Annotated in this window: 12 protein-coding genes; 3 read left to right on the top strand and 9 right to left on the bottom strand. The window is 47.0% G+C overall.

Annotated features, from left to right (window positions below; all coding sequences use genetic code 11):
- The first annotated feature begins 247 nt into the window (after positions 1–247).
- Together BMZ28_RS03815 and BMZ28_RS03810 are read left to right on the top strand one after the other, a co-directional pair.
- A complete protein-coding gene (locus BMZ28_RS03815) occupies positions 248–700 on the top strand; it encodes an SgcJ/EcaC family oxidoreductase (protein ID WP_047780468.1) in 453 nt (150 codons plus the stop codon).
- A gap of 675 nt (positions 701–1,375) precedes the next feature.
- A complete protein-coding gene (locus BMZ28_RS03810; protein WP_074820811.1) occupies positions 1,376–4,771 on the top strand; it encodes an autotransporter outer membrane beta-barrel domain-containing protein in 3,396 nt (1,131 codons plus the stop codon).
- A 55-nt stretch (positions 4,772–4,826) separates the two neighbouring features.
- On the opposite strand, the gene cysC is transcribed toward BMZ28_RS03810, so the two are convergent.
- The 9 genes from cysC to cysJ all read right to left on the bottom strand — a co-directional run bounded on the left by cysC (position 4,827) and on the right by cysJ (position 14,665).
- The gene (gene cysC, locus BMZ28_RS03805) at positions 4,827–5,423 is read right to left on the bottom strand and encodes an adenylyl-sulfate kinase (RefSeq protein WP_074820808.1); all 597 of its coding nucleotides are present in this window, start codon (positions 5,421–5,423) and stop codon (positions 4,827–4,829) included.
- Positions 5,424–5,429: 6 nt separating this feature from the next.
- A complete protein-coding gene (gene cysN / locus BMZ28_RS03800; protein ID WP_373994767.1) occupies positions 5,430–6,887 on the bottom strand; it encodes a sulfate adenylyltransferase subunit CysN in 1,458 nt (485 codons plus the stop codon).
- A 10-nt stretch (positions 6,888–6,897) separates the two neighbouring features.
- Positions 6,898–7,806, bottom strand: a complete 909-nt coding sequence (gene cysD, locus BMZ28_RS03795) for a sulfate adenylyltransferase subunit CysD (protein WP_047782550.1) — start codon at positions 7,804–7,806, stop codon at positions 6,898–6,900.
- Between the two features lie 32 nt (positions 7,807–7,838).
- Entirely contained in the window at positions 7,839–9,269 is a 1,431-nt protein-coding gene (gene cysG, locus BMZ28_RS03790; RefSeq protein ID WP_074820806.1) for a siroheme synthase CysG, read from the bottom strand.
- Positions 9,270–9,655: 386 nt separating this feature from the next.
- A complete protein-coding gene (locus tag BMZ28_RS03785; RefSeq protein ID WP_074820802.1) occupies positions 9,656–9,964 on the bottom strand; it encodes a CcdB family protein in 309 nt (102 codons plus the stop codon).
- 2 nt (positions 9,965–9,966) lie between these two features.
- Entirely contained in the window at positions 9,967–10,284 is a 318-nt protein-coding gene (locus BMZ28_RS03780) for a type II toxin-antitoxin system CcdA family antitoxin (RefSeq protein ID WP_373876060.1), read from the bottom strand.
- A 119-nt stretch (positions 10,285–10,403) separates the two neighbouring features.
- A complete protein-coding gene (locus BMZ28_RS03775; RefSeq protein ID WP_074820799.1) occupies positions 10,404–11,138 on the bottom strand; it encodes a phosphoadenylyl-sulfate reductase in 735 nt (244 codons plus the stop codon).
- Between the two features lie 9 nt (positions 11,139–11,147).
- Positions 11,148–12,857: an assimilatory sulfite reductase (NADPH) hemoprotein subunit gene (gene cysI / locus BMZ28_RS03770; RefSeq protein WP_074820797.1), complete on the bottom strand. Its 1,710-nt coding sequence runs from the start codon at positions 12,855–12,857 to the stop codon at positions 11,148–11,150.
- On the bottom strand, positions 12,857–14,665 hold the full coding sequence (cysJ, locus tag BMZ28_RS03765) for an NADPH-dependent assimilatory sulfite reductase flavoprotein subunit (RefSeq protein ID WP_074820794.1): 1,809 nt from the start codon (positions 14,663–14,665) through the stop codon (positions 12,857–12,859). Before cysJ ends, cysI begins: the two co-directional genes overlap by 1 nt.
- Before the next feature lie 368 nt (positions 14,666–15,033).
- Here cysJ and copA point away from each other — a divergent pair, with 368 nt between their 5' ends.
- Positions 15,034–17,970: a copper-exporting P-type ATPase CopA gene (gene copA, locus BMZ28_RS03760; protein ID WP_074820792.1), complete on the top strand. Its 2,937-nt coding sequence runs from the start codon at positions 15,034–15,036 to the stop codon at positions 17,968–17,970.
- The last annotated feature ends 71 nt before the right edge of the window (positions 17,971–18,041 follow it).

Here is an 18,041-nt window from a genome sequence, read left to right as displayed (position 1 = left end):
GCTCGACCATTAAATAACAAGCCCCACTACAAAGAATCGACAAAAAACACTACCTGAATAAGCGTTGAACGTTTTCTTTTAAGTGTCACCTCACTCAAATAAAACACTAAATAACCATATATTTTATAAGGTTATTTAATAAGATAATAAGAAAAGTTAATTATATTAATAATCAATTGCTTACACCAATCAATAATGATAGTCCTAATAAGAGAAAACACGCTTAATGAGAGGAAAAGGAATAGATATGAAAAAGTTGCTTGGAGTCGTTGGTTCACTGGTATTCATTTCTGGTTCTGCTTTAGCCACAACGGTTCCTGACTGCGTTAAAGTCGATCAGACTAAAATTGAACAATTATTCGAACAATGGAACAGCGCTCTACAAACAGGGGATGCAAAGAAAGTGACTGATAATTATCTCAGTGATGCCGTCTTACTCCCTACCGTCTCGAATAAAGTGCGCCTGACTGAAGCTGAACGTATTGATTATTTTGAGCATTTTCTGGAAAAAAGACCGGTCGGAAAAATCGATAGCCGAACAATACGTCTTGGCTGTAATAAAGCCATAGATACTGGCACATACACTTTCACTTTTGCAGATAAGACCTCGGTTTCAGCGCGATATACCTTCACTTATGCCTGGGACGGTAGCCACTGGAAAATATCCACTCATCATTCTTCTGCCATGCCTGAGAGCTGACGGCAGGAATAAATATCCCACTGTAATTAAGTAGGCAGCTTTACCAGTGCCTACTTGATACGCTGTCACATCAGCGTATTTTTCGAGGAAATGGTTCAAGTCATCATTGAAATAGTAAACGATACAGATTCCAAATAGGCAACGACACAATTAAAACCACAGGATTAAAATTAATTTATTCTGCCCCCCTCAACTAACCTATGCTACACCGCCTCAAGTAACACACCTTTAACATTTCATATAACATTATTCCAACCCCTCCAGTTTTTTATTAAGAACAAATCATAAAAAATTAAATAATTAAAAAATACATTTACAAAAAAATAAAAATTTAATCATTTCCACCGCTTTAATTTATTATATTGATTAATAATATTTTTTCGAATTCCTATCAACAACAATAATTATCATTTTATCACCGATTGCCAAAACCTATTAAAAGCAGGTTTTTTTACATTCAATTTTCTAGTAGAATAGCAATCTATAACACAAGGATATCAGTGTTCACGGGTATTTTACCCCAACCAGAATATTGGACGACAGTTATCTTAATGAGTAACCAAATAGCTAAGATTAGCCGTCGTAACACAGGTTAATAGTTACTCATATTATGTGGTGTCATTATTTTACCCACATCGTCCAATATCTATAACCGATATGGAATGGTATTAAATCATGGAACGCAAACAACGTATTAAGCCAATGACTTTTAAAAAGTATTCAAAATCATTGTGTATTATCTTCTTATCTCACATTAGCGCGTTTCCTCTTATCGTTAATGCCAAAACAGCAACGATATCTAATGGCACGGCACAGCTTACCGGCCAGTATGAGCTAGACACTACGTTACAAAGTCAGTCTGCAGTAAAAATTACCGGCACCAATACCACAGTTACCGGTGGTGATGATGTCTCCATCGCGATAAGTGGCCCAGGAAATGGCGTTTCACTCACTAACGGTAGCTTAACGCTAACTGGATCGTCGATTACCGCGCTCGGCGATGGTTCATCAACCTTGATATCCAATACCAATGGTCGTTTGAACTTATCAAACGTTGATTTCACCACCGGGACGTATCGGTCAGGAGGAATTAAAGCTATTGGTAGCAATTCAGTGACCACCATCACTAACAGTCGGCTTAATGTAGGCACATACGCTATCTCTGGAACAGCAGGCGCCACCATTACCGTCGATGGCACCCAAATAGATAGTATTGGGAATTATGGGATTATTCTGGAAAACAACTCAAACTTATCCGGCGCCCATAACATTATTAATATGGATGGCCCAGTCCAATCATGGGCTGCGATTTATGCCGCCAGCAATTCAGCCAATACCACTTCAACGTTAACGCTAGACGATACTCATATTTACGTCGCCCATGGAAAATCGGCGGTTGAAGCCAATCGTGGCGGCGTGATCAATATGACCGACCTCGAGGTCACCGGCAACGTCAATGTCGCTGTGAGAGCAAACCAAAGCGGCAATACCAGCATCAATGGCGGTAAGATCATTCTTGATGAAGGGGCTATTGTACTGGCTGAAGGAACCGGTGCGCAGGAAGTTGCAACGGTTAAACTTAATAACGTGCACGCTGAATCTAGCGCTATTCGCAATGATTATGAAGCCACAAAGAATTTTTCCCTGATTAATGGTAAAGCATTTTCAAACATCATTATTGAAGGGGGATCATTTTACTCAAAAGGCATAGAACAGCATGGTGTATCGGCCATGAATGACAGTTCTGCCATCTCTTTATTCAAGACCTCCATCAAAACTGATACCGACAAATCCTTTGCCATTAAAAGTAATGGCAACATTACGGTAAAAAACAGTGATATTTCCACTGCCGGTAACGATGCTCATGCCCTGTATTCAGAAGCAGAAATAGCTGCGGAACAGGTTAATATCGCCACCATCGGTAATAATGCTGCCGCTGTTTTCTCCGGTAAAACAGGCCATGTTGGTATAAACCATGCGACGATTAGTACCCGCGGCAATAACGCTTACGCTTTAGAAGCAACCAATGAGGCATCTATTGATGCCAATAACCTTGTCGCAACCACGTCAGGTGACAACAGTCATGCCATATTATCTGCCAAAACAGCTTATAACGATCGGCAAAGCAGGATCTCTCTGTCAGATAGCGTTGTTACAGCATCAGGCAAGGGAGCCGCAGGTATTGCGGCCATCAACCAATATAATTCAACGCCACTCAATCAGTATCGCTCCGATATTACGCTGAGTAATACTGCGGTCACCAGCAATGATGGTTATGGATTATATGTAAAAGGTGTGGATGCTTATGTTCACTTAACCAATGGTTCATCATTAGTCGCCGATAATGGGCGGTTAATTTATGCTGAAGCCTATGACTTTACCGGTAATACCATACCAACCTATGTCAGCCTAATCGCAGACGGTGGAACACATCTGGTTGGTAATGTCGATTTTACAAAACAAAGCGTTGTTGATATGCAGTTGACCGCAGCCAACTGGAAAATGCTGTCATCATCCAAAGTCTCGAATTTATCCAACTTTGCTAACTCAATTATTGATCTGACCAGCGATAATAATCAGTACAACACGTTGACGGTTACCGGAAACTATTCTGGCGATAGCGTCAAGAATATCGCGAATAATGGACGATTAATCGTAAATACCGTTTGGGATAACGATCATTCCTCTTCTGACTTATTGGATATCGCCGGTACCGCCAGCGGATACACTCAGGTACAAACTAAAAACGGTATTATCGGCAACGTCACCCGTGACAATGATGATGACGATAAATATTCCGTTACCGTCGTGAACGTTGGTAACCATCAAATGGGTGCCAATGCCTTTTATGGTTTTGCCGATACGCTGGGTGCCGGACAGGCGCTCTTGGTACAAAAAGATGACAATAGCTATGCCTGGTACCTCCCTAAAATAGTCGCACCGGATCCAGAACCTGAGCCTGATCCTGAGCCAGAGCCAAAACCGGATCCAGACCCAAAACCCGATCCTGAGCCAGAACCAACTCCACCGGTAACGCCAAATGACGTTAGCCCGACTAAACCTGAGGTTCCAGGATTTACGCTGATGCCACGCGCCAATATGGAGATGGGATATCGCCTGATCGGTACGCTGCATGAACGCATCGGCGAACAACAAACCTTCTCTTGGGATGATGGTTCTCAAGGTCAACTCAGCCATAACAATGGTCAGGTATGGGGCAAAATGCTGGGTAATCTAGAACGCGTTGACGGCCAAGATCGTTACGGCTATCGCTCTAAAATGTGGGGTGTTCGATTTGGCTATGACTTTGACATCGACGATAACCCGGAGAATGGCTCAAGACAGCATTCTGGTGTGATGCTGACCTATGCCAAAGACCAACTGAAGTTTAATGACCGTCGTGCGGTATTTTTTGATACCACCAGCGGCCAGTATGCTGAAAAAAATCAGCGTACCGGTACGGGACAAACGGACACCATAGCCTTCGGTGCCTATACCACCTACTACAGCCAATCTGGTAGTTATCTGGATTTAGTGGGGAACCTCGATTATTCCCATAATCAGTACCGCTCTAATCGAGACTCCAAATCGTCCAATGACGCTTATGGTGTCGCTCTGTCAGCAGAAGTGGGACAACCTTATACGATTGCTGCCAGTCAGTGGCTGATTGAACCTCAAGCACAACTGACTTATCAGTACAGAACATTCAGTGATTTCAAAACTGAACATGATGTGAACGTTGACCAAAAAGATCGACAAGGTTTAAGGGGTCGTGCTGGTTTCCGTTTAGCCTATAATGCAGGAACGCCAGAACTAAAAACTAACACCGTCTACTTCGTCGGTAATTTGATACATGATTTCGTCAATACCGATCACAGCACTAAAATCGGTACTGATTCAATCAAAGACAAAGCCCCTCGTTCATTCGGTGAAATTGGTGGTGGATTACAACTACCGATCGGTAAAACTGCTTATATGTATATTGATAGCCGATATACCCATTCTCTCAATAACGATCGCGGTAAAGAGAATGGCGTAAGAGGAAATATCGGATTTAAATATCACTGGTAATTGACGATAATGCCCCTAAATTTTTAGGGGCATTACCAAATAGAAACGATCAACGCTACGCCGCAATAATTTTCCGGCTTTGCAGCATTAAAATTAGCTGTTCCACCAACTGAGCAATCGGTAGCGTACCGTTGAGATGCACATCCGGCTTTAACGGTGCCTCATAGGGTAAATCAACACCGGTAAACTGCTTAATCTCCCCTGCTCTGGCCTTCTTGTACAAACCTTTTGGATCGCGTTGTTCACACACGGCGATTGGCGTATCAACAAACACCTCAATAAAGTGCCCGGCAGGCAAACGCAAAGCCACATCCTCTCGATCCTGCCGATAAGGAGAGATAAACGCCGTGATCACCAACAATCCGGCATCCATCATTAATCCGGCCACTTCACCCACTCGCCTGATATTCTCGCGCCGGTCGCGATCGGCAAAGCCTAAGTCCTGACACAGACCGTGACGAACATTATCCCCATCCAACAAATAGGTATGTATACCTCGCTGATGCAATGCCTGTTCCAGTGCCCCGGCTACCGAAGATTTCCCCGAGCCAGAAAGGCCGGTTAACCACAGTACCGCTGAGCCGTGCCCGTTCACCTTTTCTCGCTCGTGGCGGGTAACCGGATGCTGATGCCAAACAATATTATTTTCCATCAAGACTCAGCCTTTTACCGTAATATCCCAGTGCGGATAATGACGAGTAATTAACGCATGCAGCTCACGTTCAAACTCATTATTGAATCCAGAAACCTGTGAGTGATGTTGTTCACTTTCAGTTGCCTTAACCAGACCGGCACCAACGGTGACATTGCTGAGTCGGTCAATAAAAATAAAGCTGCCGGTCTCCTGATTGGTTTGGTATCGATCAAAAATCAGAGGTTCATCAAATACCACCTCCACCACGCCAATTCCATTAAGGGGTAAGCTATCGCTTTGACGCTGTTCCAGCGAATTGATGTCGCGCTGATGCAATACTTTTTTAATACTGAGTCGGCTCTTTTTACCCGCGACTTTTATGTCATAGCGTTGACCGGCCTGAAGCGGCTGCTCCGCCATCCATACCACGTCCAGCGTTGCGCCATATGTCGGCTGTAAACTGTTATCATCATCAGCCACCAACAGGTCGCCGCGGCTGATATCAATTTCATCCTCCAGCACCAGCGTAATAGCCTCCCCCGGATAAGCCCGTTGCAGATCGCCATCAAACGTGACAATGGCTTTAACTTTACTGGTCACTCCGGAAGGCAAGACCTTGATCCCTTGACCTACTTCTACAACGCCTGATGACAAAGTTCCGGCATAACCACGAAAATCAAGATTAGGGCGATTAACATATTGAACCGGGAAACGCAGCGGTTGATGCTGTCGATCGCTAACAATATTCACCGTTTCCAAAATATCTAACAGCGTTGCTCCACGATACCAAGGCATATTGGCCGTCGATATCGCCACATTGTCACCATCCAATGCAGAAAGCGGTACAAACTGAATATCAATGTTTTCCGGAAGCTGACGGGCAAATGCCAGATAATCAGTACGAATTTGCTCAAACACCTTCTGGCTATAATCCACCAGATCCATTTTATTAATCGCCACCACCAGATGGCGAATCCCCAATAACGTGGAAATAAAACTGTGACGGCGAGTTTGATCCAATACGCCTTTCCGCGCATCAATTAACAAAATAGCCAAATCACAGGTTGATGCGCCAGTGGCCATATTGCGGGTGTATTGTTCATGCCCCGGGGTGTCAGCAATAATAAACTTGCGCTTTTCCGTCGAAAAATAGCGATAAGCAACGTCAATGGTTATCCCTTGTTCGCGCTCAGCCTGTAAGCCATCCACCAACAGTGCCAGATCCAATTTTTCGCCAGCGGTACCAATTCGTTTGCTATCACTATGCAGCGTTGTGAGCTGATCTTGATAAATTTGGTGGGTATCGTGCAGCAATCTGCCAATAAGCGTACTTTTGCCATCATCCACGCTACCGCAGGTCAGAAAACGCAGCAGGCTTTTGTTTTGTTGGGCATACAAATAGGCTTCAACGCCGCCCTGCTCGGCAATTTGTCGCGACATTGCATCGTTAATAGAGGACGGACGATCGATAACGGTATTCATAATATATTCCTCAGAAATAACCCTGACGTTTCTTCAGTTCCATCGAACCTGACTGATCGCGGTCAATCACCCGCCCCTGACGTTCACTGGTCGTGGAAACCAGCATTTCTTCGATAATTTCCGGCAGGGTTTCTGCCTGTGACTCCACCGCCCCGGTTAGCGGCCAGCAGCCCAGCGTTCTGAAACGGACTTTACGCTTCACAATCACTTCCCCCGGTTGCAGGTCAATTCGATTGTCATCAATCATCATTAACATACCGTCACGCTCCAAAATTGGCCGCTCTTTCGCCAGATACAGCGGTACGATGTCAATATTTTCCAGAAAAATATATTGCCAGATATCCAGTTCAGTCCAGTTAGAAAGGGGAAATACCCGGATGCTCTCGCCTTTATTCACCTGACCGTTATAGTTATGCCATAACTCAGGACGCTGATTTTTCGGGTCCCAACGATGGGCACGATCGCGGAAGGAATAGATGCGCTCTTTAGCTCGCGACTTCTCTTCATCACGCCGCGCACCGCCAAAGGCTGCATCAAAACCATATTTATTCAGCGCCTGTTTTAAGCCCTCGGTTTTCATAATATCGGTATGTTTGGCGCTACCGTGGACAAACGGATTAATTCCCATCGCGATACCTTCCGGATTTCGATGTACCAACAGCTCGCAGCCAAATGCTTCTGCGGTACGATCGCGGAACTGGTACATTTCCTGAAATTTCCAGCCGGTATCCACATGCAATAGCGGGAATGGTAGGTTACCGGGGTAAAAAGCTTTACGCGCCAGATGCAGCATTACCGATGAATCTTTACCGATGGAATAAAGCATCACCGGGTTGGCAAACTCAGCAGCAACCTCGCGAATAATATGAATACTTTCTGCTTCCAATTGACGCAAATGTGTCAGTCGTTTCTCGTCCACGTTCAATACCTCGATTCTCTGTCTAAGGGCCATCAGGCCAGATTGACCACTGACGGCCATAGCGTCAGGTTATCCTGCGGTGTTTGTGATACCGATTCACCAAACCACTTAAGCTTGTGATGTAATGCAGCCACTTCGCCAATCACCAGCAATGCTGGTGTCGGAGCCTGTTTAGCCAACTCATCTAATTGCTGTAATGTGCCACTTAACACCTGTTGATCGGCACGAGTCCCACGACCAATCACCGCAATCGGCGTTGATGCTGCTCGCCCATGGCGTATTAACTGCTGTTGAATTTCACTGGCTTTCACCGTGCCCATATAAATTGCCAGCGTTTGATGACCCTGCGCTAACTGTGACCAGTTAAGGCCATCCGTTCCCGGTTTACAGTGACCAGTGATAAAAGTCACACTTTGTGCCCGATCGCGATGAGTGAGTGGAATACCTGCATAAGCCGTCACCCCTGCCGCGGCGGTAATTCCCGGCACGACTTGAAAAGGAATACCGGCGTCAGCCAAAACTTCCAGTTCTTCACCGCCCCGACCGAAAATAAACGGATCGCCGCCTTTTAGCCTCACCACTTTCTTACCCTGCTGCGCTAATTCAACCAACAGTCGATTGGTTTCCTCTTGAGCAACAGAATGCGCTCCTGCACGTTTACCTACGCTGATAAGCTGAGCATCGCGGCGTACCAGTTCAAGAATCTCCTCAGTTACCAGCGCATCATGCAATACCACATCGGCCTGCTGAATAGCCTGTAAACCGCGCAATGTTAATAGCCCAGCATCCCCCGGCCCCGCGCCGACCAGCGTGACATCACCGGTACGTTCATCAGCGTGATAAAGCTGCTGCTCTAATTCTTTCTCGGCATCATCAATGCGATTGGCCGCCACTAAAGCCGCAAAACGTCCGGTGAAAACCCGCTCCCAGAAACCACGCCGTTCACCCAGCGTTTTCAAATGTTGCTTAACCTGACCGCGCCAGTTACCGGCAATCTGTGCCACTTTACCTAAACTGGTGGGCAGTAACGCCTCCAACTTCTCACGCAGTAAACGGGCTAATACCGGCGCTTTACCACCAGATGACACCGCTACCACCAACGGTGAACGGTCGATAATTGAAGGGAAAATAAATGAACAACGCGCCGGATCATCGACAATATTGATTAACCGACGGCGCTGATTGGCTGCTTGAAAGACTCTGGCATTTAGCGTGGAATCATTGGTCGCGGCAACCACCAGGAAAATGTCATCAAGCTGGCTAACCTCAAACGACTGAGCCAGCCAGTGAATGCGCTGCGTTAAGTGCCATTGGCTCACTTCATTGCCGAGAGATTTTGCTACCACAAATACCTCTGCTCCAGCACTGAGTAAGAGCCCGATTTTACGAGCGGCTATCTCTCCGCCGCCAACAACCAGCACTGGGCGATGTTTTAAATCAGCAAATATCGGTAAATAGTCCACGTTAACCTTCAGGCAATTAACAAAGTAATAACCTGACTATAGTGACTCACTGATAACGAATGAAATGATGAAAAGGAATTTGATATAGCTGAATGGAATAGAAAGAAGGAAAAGCCTGTATTTAGCGCACGTCACCGCTTCTTATGGCTTATTTTGCCGAAAAACGGTGATAACGGGCAAAACGCTCAGCCATTTATTAAACGAAATGATTGAATATTTACGCCGAAAAGGCGGACGATAGACTAATGCCAGTCAGTTAAGAAAATGCGATCGGTAAGTTTTATCTTTTGACCTTTCTTTTGACCTTTATATTGAGCGCTGTCATTAAGCTTAACTGACAAGCATTAGGACGATAGACAGATTAATTTAAAATTTACCCTGAACAATCAAAAGCCATCAATTAAAAAATCAATCGCCGCTTTAATCTCGTCCCTGTGATGATCAACGTGACAAACAACTTCACCAAGCATCGTTTGTCTTACGCTGGCCATTTCATGGGTCATCACTAAAAAATCACTATTTTCAATGTGGAGTACAGGACACAGATGTTGCGGTCTGTTTCCTGTAAATCGATTTAGTGGAAAAAGTGGAATGACTAACCGAGTATTAAGCGCACCAATTAAGTCGCTCTGTATATTCAATAAATAGGGATAATCTTTACTGTTTCCAGCATGACGATAAACGGCATATTGCATCGTTAAAACGCTCGATATTCATCAGAGAGCAGCCCACACCGTTCAGTAATACGATTGAGCTCTTCCATTGCCTGCTGATTATCTCGTTGCCACTGAGCCCTTGATGCCGCCTGCAATTGCTGCTCAACGGCCTGAGTTAATAATGCTGAGAGGTTAATGCCCATATCGCGAGCCCGTTGATATAAATCGGGATCTAAAGTGACACTCACTGTCTTTTTAGTTGTTTTGGCATGGGTTACTGACATATTCTCACCCTTGTGAATCACACGTGCTAATGACATATAGCATGGTTGATTCAGACGAAGATGTAAAGCTGCCATTATTTTATCCATAGCGTTTGGAATATCCTTTAGATCGAATTGAAATAATGAAACGACGCTAACCGATAATTATCCAACAATCTATCTCATTGAATAAATATGCGAAATAGTCCGCAACATTATCCCTCATGCAACCCACATTCCCGCTTCAATCCAAAAAAACGCGTCTCTTCTTCACTCATGCCCGGCTGCCATTTGCGGGTCGTATGAGTGTCCCCTACCGACAAATACCCCTGTTCCCACAAAGGATGGTAGCTTAGACCATTCTCCGTCAGATACTGGTAAACCTGTCGATTGTCCCAGTCGATAATCGGCAACAGCTTAAAAACGCCTCGCTGAATCGCTAACACCGGCAAGGCCGCGCGGCTACCGGACTGTTCACGGCGTAGACCAGCAAACCAGGTTTGAGCCCCCAATTCGGCCAATGCCCGATTCATCGGCTCGACTTTATTCAATTGATTATAACGTTCAATACCGTCAACGCCCTGTTCCCATAATTTGCCGTAGCGCGCTTCCTGCCAGTTTGGCGAATAAGGGGAACGATAAACCTTAAGATTTAAGCCAAGTTGTTCAGTCAGGCTATCAATAAACTGATAGGTCTCCGGAAACAGATAGCCCGTGTCGGTTAAAATCACCGGAATCCCGGGTCGCTGGCGGTTGACTAAATGCAGACAAACCGCCGCCTGAATGCCAAAGCTGGAAGACAGAACCTGATTTTCCGGTAAATTCTCCAGCCCCCATATCACACGCAGATTCGCAGACAGCGATTCCAAATGCCGATTCACTGATGCCAGTTCAGCCTTTTGCTCTTCAGCCGTCAGCGCATTCAATTTTGTTAAGTCAAAATTGGACATGGTTACCCCTTAATCGTAGAAGTCCCGAGCGGAATCTATCACCGGTTTAATAATATCGGCGCGAATAACATAGTCACCAAATCCTTCCTGTTCCTGACGCTCAATTGCCCAACGGCCAATTAAACTGTCCAGTTCAGACAGAATTTCCGCTGAGGTAATATTCTCCCGATACATACGTGGAATACGCGTACCCTCACGGTTACCGCCCAGATGCAGGTTATAACGGTCAGGCGCTTTACCTACTAACCCGACTTCCGCCAACATCGCCCGGCCGCAACCATTCGGGCAACCGGTAACCCGCAGAATAATATGTTCCTCTGCCACCTGATGCCGAGTCATCACCTGCTCAATCTGGGTAATAAAATCCGGTAAAAAGCGTTCAGCTTCCGCCATCGCCAACGGACAAGTAGGAAAAGAGACGCAGGCCATGGAGTTTTTACGCTGTTCGCTGACGCCATCGCTGATTAAACCGTACTGGCGTGCCAAAGCTTCTATCTGTGCTTTATCTTCATCGGCAACCCCGGCGACAATCAGATTCTGATTGGCGGTCAAACGAAAATCCCCTTTATGTACTTTAGCAATCTCAGCCATGCCGGTTTTTAGCGGTCTACCGGGATAATCCAACAAACGACCGTTCTCAATAAACAACGTCAGGTGCCATTGTTTATCAATGCCTTTTACCCAACCAATATAGTCACCACGGCGGGTAAAGGTATAAGGAACAATGGGTAAAAAAGTAATCGCGGCACGTTTTTCCACTTCCTGTTTAAATGCCTCAACCCCAAATCGTTCCAGCGTATATTTGGTTTTAGCATTTTTACGTTCAGAGCGATTGCCCCAGTCACGCTGAGTCGCCACAACCGCCTCGGCAACGGCCAGAGTATGTTCCAGCGGAATATAGCCAAATTCAGAGGCTTTGCGAGGATAAGTCAGCTTATCGCCGTGGGTCATCGCTAACCCACCGCCTACCAATACGTTAAAACCAACTAATTGTCCGTTTTCTCCAACGGCAACAAAACAGAGGTCATTGGCGTGTAAATCAACATCATTATCCGGCGGAATAACCACGGCGGTTTTAAATTTACGCGGTAAGTAAGTCGCCCCTAAAATCGGCTCAACATCGGTGGTCTCCAGCTTTTCCCCATCCAGCCAAATTTCCGCATAAGCACGGGTTTTCGGCAACAGATGCTCAGAGATTTTTTTAGCCCACTCGTACGCCTGTTGATGCAGTTCAGACTCCACCGGGTTAGAGGTACATAGCACATTACGATTAACGTCACCGGCGGTGGCGATAGAGTCCAGCCCCAGCCGATTCAGCAATTGGTGCATCGGTTTAATATCGTTCTTTAAGACACCGTGAAACTGAAAGGTTTGACGAGTGGTCAGGCGAATGCTGCCGTATAAGGTATCTTCCTCGGCAAACTTATCAATCCCTAGCCACTGTTGAGGGGTAATAATGCCGCCTGGCAAACGACAGCGCAGCATCACATTCACCAGCGGCTCTAGCTTCTGCTCCGCTCTTTCAGTACGTAAATCACGGTCATCCTGCTGATACATGCCGTGAAAACGAATCAGCTGAAAGTTATCACCGCGAAACCCGCCGGTCAGACCGTCTTTCAGATCTTCGGCAATCGTCCCGCGTAGAAAATCACTCTCGCGCTTCATTCTTTCATTATCGGAAAATTTAACTTCCGCTGCTTGTGTCGGTTGATTGCTCATTAGTAAACATCCCGCTGATAGCGCTTCTCGAGGCGCAATTCACTTAAATACTCGTCGGCCTGCTCTGGGGTCATTGCCCCATGCGTTGACACAACATCCAGTAATGCACGTTCAACATCTTTCGCCATACGGTTTGCATCACCGCATACATAGAGATGCGCACCACTCTGAATCCACTGCCATAGTTCGCTGCCGTTTTCCCGCAGCTTATCCTGTACATAGACCTTATGTTCTAAATCGCGCGACCAAGCCAAATCGATACGGTCTAACAAGCCACTTTTAGCATAGCGCTGCCACTCAACCTGATAGAGAAAGTCAGAGGTAAAATGAGGATTACCAAACACCAACCAGTTTTTACCGGTAGCGCCCGTCGCTTCCCGCTGCTGCATAAACCCACGGAACGGCGCGATACCTGTGCCGGGGCCGATCATAATTACCGGCGTTTGCGGATTATCCGGCAGGCGAAAATTCGGGTTACGTTCAACAAATACCGCAATATCCCCCTCTTCCTCTAGCCTGTCGGCCAGATAACCTGAAGCACCACCGGTACGCGCCTGACCATCCACCTCATAACGCACAACAGCAACGGTAAGATGAGCTTCATTACCCACTTCTTCCTGAGATGAAGCAATGGAATACAATCGCGGCGTTATTGGGCGTAGCATGCTTAATAGCGTTTGAGCGTCCAACTTAGCGGGGTTACGCCGCACCATATCCACGATAGGCGTGTGGTGAGCGTAGGCCTGCAAGCCAGCTTTATCGCTTAATAGTTCTGTCAGACGGGCATCGCCGGTGTGGTTAGCATAAAACTCGACAATAGCCGCGGTGTTTTGCGTCAGCTCATAATGGAATTTCAATGCATCCCGCAAAGGCTCTATTTTACCGTGCACTTCAACCTGTTCATCGCCAGACAAGCCTAGTTCGGTCAATAACAGTTCAATCAATTCAGCATCGTTCTGAAACCACACCCCAAGCGCATCTCCGGGTTGATAGCTGAGTCCTGAATTGCCCAAATCGATTTCGATATGGCGAACGTCTCGGTCTGAACTTCGTGAGGTAATTTTCTGGTTCACGGATAAAGAAGCAATCAACGGTTGCTCTTTACTGTATTTTGTCTCGGTTGCATCGGTAATTGCCGCATGAGCAATGGATGACGGTAATGAAACAGCAACTTCAGCTTTCAGACGCTCAACGACTTTTTGCCGCCACTGTTCAGCCAGCGGCTGGTAATCCACATCAGCATCGACTCGGTCTAACAGGCGGATCGCCCCCAACTCAGCCAAGCGATGATCAAAATCTTTACCCGTCTGGCAAAAATGTTCATAGGAGGTATCTCCCAGACCAAAAATGGCAAACTGAGTCTGGTTTAATGCCGGGGCTTTTTTCGAGAATAGATATTTATATAAGGCGATTGCTTCTTCTGGCGCATCCCCTTCCCCCTGAGTTGATGCCACAATAATCAGCTGTCTTTCCTGATCGATCTGTTTGAATTTATAGTCGCCAGCGTTTACCAGCGTGGCTGATAAACCGGCATGTACTAAATCATCACGTAACTGAACCGCCAGACGTCGGGCGTTACCAGTTTGAGAAGCGGATAGCACCGTTATTGGACGAACAGATGCAGAGGCTGATGCTGATCCCTCCGCCGTAATGGATATTTCAGATGTATTCTGGCTGGTTAGCCCCCATAAATAGCCGGACACCCAGGCAATCTGTACCGAATCCAAACCAGCGGTCGCGGCCTTTAAATGTGCCAATTGCTCCTGCGACAAAGGTAAAATGGGCATAGATATAACCTTCTCAGACATAATATGCAGATCCTTTAGAATTATTATGACTAAGAGTATCCCGTTGGTTTATTTAGATTAAAGAATCGATAGACATAACAAATAATAAAAAAGCATATGCGCATGGATGATGCATGAGAGAGGCGATAGAAGGAAAAGATCAATGAATGCTTCGATTTGATGATTAACCTAAAACTAAAAATACATCTGATAATAAATTTAGTGCCACAAAAACAATTAACAGCTGATTAATCAGTATATTGATTAACGCCACCAACTAAATATCAATCTTGCCTTGACCTTCCTGTTGCTGGAAGGTTTAAACTCCATTACAGCTATCAGAGCCAACGATTTAAACATAAATCTGAGTCAATATTCAGGAGCCTATTATGCAACACACCACTATCCTACAGTTAACCGGCCTGACCTGTATGGGTTGTGCTGGCCGAGTTAAAAAAGCGCTGGATGCCCTACCCGGCGTTCAGTCATCAAACGTTAATGTGACTCATGCCAAAGTAGTTAGCGAAGTCAACGATGCCGATTTAATGGCTGCCGTTGAACAGGCGGGTTATCAAGCCAAACTGGCAACGGCGGACGTAACCTTGAATCTGTCCGGCTTGTCCTGCGGTCACTGTACCGGAAGTACCACCACAGCACTGGAAGCCGTCGAAAGGGTGTTTGCTGCCGAAGTCTCATTGGATAAAGCACGGGTCTACGGTACGGCATCCGCACAGGCACTCATTGATGCGGTTCAACAAGCGGGTTATGAAGCTACTCTGGCTAATAATAATGAATATAAACTGCACCTCTCAGGTTTAACCTGCAATCATTGCGTGGGCAACACTAAAAAAGCGTTGGAAAGCGTTCCCGGTGTAGAACAGGTAGATGTCACTATTGATAGCGCTACAGTAACAGGCAGCGTATCAGTTCAAAGTCTGATCGATGCGGTAACTCAAGCAGGCTATGAAGCTACTTTAGCCGATGGCCTCCCTCACCCAAAAACTGAGCCGCTGTCACCATCAGAAACACCGGAGCCACTGACAGCGGCAGAAAATATCTCTCCAGTTATCGCATCGGTCGAGCAAGCGCCAACGGTTCAGCCAGACGATAGTGATGACAGCGTTCAACTGCTGCTCAGCGGTATGAGCTGTGCCAGTTGCGTCAATAAAGTGCAGAAAGCACTGGAAAGCGTGCCGGGGGTTGAACAGGCACGCGTTAATCTGGCCGAGCGTAGCGCCATGGTATTTGGTCACCCGCAGCAGGCGGATCTGATCGGTGCAGTGACCAAAGCCGGATACGGGGCTGAAATCATTCAGGATGAAGAACAGCGCCGCGCCAGACAACATGAAACCTCACGTCAGAGCATTCGACAGTTCCGTTGGCAATCCGCTCTGGCGCTGGCACTCGGTGTACCGTTAATGCTGTGGGGAGTGTTTGGCGGCACCATGATGGTAACCGCCGATAACCAACCTTACTGGATTATTGTGGGTCTGGTCACGCTGGCGGTAATGATAGCCGCCGGAGGACATTTCTATACCAACGCCTGGCGTAGTCTGATGAACCGCAGCGCCACCATGGATACCTTGATTGCCTTGGGTACCGGTGCCGCGTGGATCTACTCAATGAGCGTGTCAATTTGGCCGGATATTTTCCCTATGGCGGCTCGCCATATCTACTTTGAAGCCAGCGCCATGATTATCGGTCTGATTAACTTAGGCCATGCGTTAGAGCAGCGGGCTCGCCAGCGTTCATCTAAGGCGCTGGAGCGCTTACTGGATTTAACACCACCAACGGCCAAAGTGGTAACGGAAGACGGCGAACAAATCATTCCGCTATCGGAAGTTCAGGTCGGCATGATCGTTCGCTTAACTACCGGTGATCGCGTGCCGGTTGATGGTGAAATCACCCAAGGTGAAGTCTGGATGGACGAAGCCATGCTTACTGGTGAGGCGATGCCTCAGCAAAAATCGGTAGCAGCTCCGCTGCATGCTGGTACCGTCGTTCAGGATGGTAGTGCCCTGTTCCGTGCTGGTGCCATTGGTAATCAAACCACGCTAGCGCGGATTATCAAGCTGGTACGTCAGGCACAAAGCAGCAAACCAGAGATCGGACGTATGGCCGACCGCATTTCCGCTATCTTCGTTCCAGTGGTGGTGGCTATCGCCTTAATAAGTGGGCTTATCTGGTATCTAATCGGGCCTCAGCCTCAGTTAGTGTATACGCTGGTTATTGTCACCACCGTCTTGATTATTGCCTGTCCTTGCGCCCTTGGATTAGCAACACCGATGTCGATTATCTCCGGCGTTGGTCGAGCGGCCGAACTGGGGGTTCTGGTGCGTGATGCGGATGCATTACAGCAAGCCAATGGCATCGATACGGTCATCTTCGATAAAACAGGTACTCTGACTGAAGGTAAACCACAGGTTACTGCGATTCACACCTTTAATCAGGCAACAGAAACGCAGATCGTAGAATGGGCCGCGGCATTGGAGCGAGGGGCTAGCCATCCTCTGGCTCACGCTATCATGGCGAAAGCCGAAGGCTTAAATCTGCCGGACGTTAGTGAGTTTCGCACCTTGCGCGGCTTAGGCGTTAGCGGCACCGTGAACGGTACCACCTTATTACTCGGTAACGAACGGCTGATGGCCGAACAACGAGTAGACACTTCGATGACAATATCGACGATTCGCGAAGAGGCTGAGCAAGGCGCGACGCCTGTTCTACTGGCGGCTAATGGCCAACTGATCGCCGTACTGGCTATTCGCGATCCTCTACGTAGCGATAGCGTTCAAGCACTGAAGCGGCTGCATAACCAAGGTTATCAATTAGTGATGTTAACCGGCGATAACCCAATCACCGCCAAGGCAATCGCTAAAGAAGCGGGTATCGATAAAGTCATTGCTGGTGTGCTGCCGGATGGTAAAGCCGATGCCATCAAGCAGTTGCAAAACGCCGGTCATAAGGTGGCGATGGTGGGCGACGGCATTAACGATGCCCCTGCTCTGGCCTGCGCTGATGTTGGCATAGCCATGGGTGGCGGCAGCGATATTGCTATTGAAACCGCAGCGATTACGCTGATGCGTCACAGTCTGAACGGCGTAGCGGATGCTTTGGAGCTGTCTAAAGCCACGCTAAGCAATATGAAACAAAACCTGCTGGGTGCCTTTATTTATAACTCGCTGGGTATCCCTATTGCTGCTGGCATACTTTATCCACTGACTGGTACGTTGCTGAGCCCGGTGGTGGCAGGTGCAGCCATGGCATTATCATCCATTACCGTTGTGGGCAATGCTAACCGGCTATTGCGATTTAAACCCAAGCAGTAGCAAATGAACGATCGTTGATTCGATTATTCACCTTATTGCATAAATATCCCCCTAACGGGACAGCAAAACAG

The sequence above is a fragment of the Pragia fontium DSM 5563 = ATCC 49100 genome, assembly GCF_900112475.1.
Taxonomy (GTDB): Bacteria; Pseudomonadota; Gammaproteobacteria; order Enterobacterales; family Enterobacteriaceae; genus Pragia; species Pragia fontium.
This window is presented reverse-complemented; position numbering and strand designations above follow the sequence as displayed.

Coding starts and splice junctions, on each gene's coding strand:
- BMZ28_RS03780 (WP_373876060.1), bottom strand. CDS start 10,284: ATGGCAGCTTTACATCTTCGTCTGAATCAACCATGCTATATGTCATTA.
- copA (WP_074820792.1), top strand. CDS start 15,034: ATGCAACACACCACTATCCTACAGTTAACCGGCCTGACCTGTATGGGT.
- BMZ28_RS03815 (WP_047780468.1), top strand. CDS start 248: ATGAAAAAGTTGCTTGGAGTCGTTGGTTCACTGGTATTCATTTCTGGT.
- cysN (WP_373994767.1), bottom strand. CDS start 6,887: ATGAATACCGTTATCGATCGTCCGTCCTCTATTAACGATGCAATGTCG.
- cysC (WP_074820808.1), bottom strand. CDS start 5,423: ATGGAAAATAATATTGTTTGGCATCAGCATCCGGTTACCCGCCACGAG.
- cysI (WP_074820797.1), bottom strand. CDS start 12,857: ATGAGCAATCAACCGACACAAGCAGCGGAAGTTAAATTTTCCGATAAT.
- BMZ28_RS03810 (WP_074820811.1), top strand. CDS start 1,376: ATGGAACGCAAACAACGTATTAAGCCAATGACTTTTAAAAAGTATTCA.
- cysJ (WP_074820794.1), bottom strand. CDS start 14,665: ATGTCTGAGAAGGTTATATCTATGCCCATTTTACCTTTGTCGCAGGAG.
- BMZ28_RS03775 (WP_074820799.1), bottom strand. CDS start 11,138: ATGTCCAATTTTGACTTAACAAAATTGAATGCGCTGACGGCTGAAGAG.
- BMZ28_RS03785 (WP_074820802.1), bottom strand. CDS start 9,964: ATGCAATATGCCGTTTATCGTCATGCTGGAAACAGTAAAGATTATCCC.